Source organism: Emticicia sp. (genome assembly GCF_049241225.1).
Taxonomy (GTDB): domain Bacteria; phylum Bacteroidota; class Bacteroidia; order Cytophagales; family Spirosomataceae; genus Emticicia.
Genome location: NZ_JBMLRC010000184.1, coordinates 1 through 1035, shown reverse-complemented (window position 1 = coordinate 1035; position 1035 = coordinate 1). Strand labels below are relative to the sequence as shown.

Genomic DNA, 1035 nt, shown 5'->3' with positions numbered 1-1035 from the left:
TGCCAAAGCTCTCTTTGAGCGAACACCTGAAATTCAAGATGTGAGGTTTTGAAAAGGTTATTTCCTCAATTGGATAATAGCAGGGAAGTTTATAATAAGCCAGTCTGGTAAATGAGAGCTGATAAAGAGTCTATTTTCTTTTGGATTAAATTCAAATACCAAATCGAGCATATCGTATTGAATGTCAACGAATATGAGGTTAGTTATCAGACTAACGTTGTTTTGAAGCAAGTGTAGCGTATTAGCGTACATTTCTCGAATTACTTGCTCAGATACACTATGTCCGCCTGACCGCTCGCGAATAGTAGCACGGTCGAGGCAAAGCTGAATATCATCAGTATAAAACAAGCAAACTGTAATGTCATAGTGAGGATATTTTTCCTTCACAAAGCGAAGCAAGTCATAATGATTTTCGTAGCCAAGATTGAGTTCAATACCGAAATCTTCGTTTCCATTCAGCTTCTTTTGAATAAACTCATTAGCTTTCAGATTAGATAAATCTTCGTAGTTATATTCTCCTTTTTCTTTGTAGTAAAGCGAAAGAGCGTCGTGATTAAGAAAATCAATGTTGAAAGGTTGAAAGATTTTCCCCGAACTGCTTTTCCCAATACCTGGAGGGCCAGCGATGATAAATAGTAAAGGCATCTATCGAATAATTTCTATTTTCCCATCGGCATATTCTGCTACCACATGCCCATCTTTTTTATGAACTAAAGGCATGTTTTTGGCAAATAAAGAACGCTTTATCTCAATATTTGCTGCAATCTGCCATGCTTTGTATTCATCGGTGGTCATATCGGCAATGCTTTTTTTCATTGTACCTGAATAGCCAGTTAATTTTACGACATCCAAAGAATCATCCATTGCAATAATATTTAATGAAACAAATATAGGCAATTCGAGAAGTTTTACAAATTTACATTTTATCATTCAAGACTCAAACCAACCCCACCTCAGTGGCTTTTTTGATGAGCTGAGCGGTATTGGCAACTTCAAATTTGAAAAGTAGATTTTTGCGGTGGGTATCAACGGTGT

Annotated in this window: 2 protein-coding genes; both read right to left on the bottom strand. The window is 36.5% G+C overall.

Annotation, left to right across the window (positions count from 1 at the left end):
* Window positions 1–57: 57 nt before the first annotated feature.
* On the bottom strand, window positions 58–645 hold the full coding sequence (locus tag ACOVO2_RS10340; protein WP_421769892.1) for a hypothetical protein: 588 nt from the start codon (window positions 643–645) through the stop codon (window positions 58–60).
* On the bottom strand, window positions 646–897 hold the full coding sequence (locus ACOVO2_RS10335; protein ID WP_421769891.1) for a hypothetical protein: 252 nt from the start codon (window positions 895–897) through the stop codon (window positions 646–648).
* Between the last annotated feature and the right edge of the window lie 138 nt (window positions 898–1035).

Bases quoted from the DNA above. Each gene is read 5' to 3' on its own strand.
- ACOVO2_RS10340 (WP_421769892.1), bottom strand. From the start codon at position 645: ATGCCTTTACTATTTATCATCGCTGGCCCTCCAGGTATTGGGAAAAGC.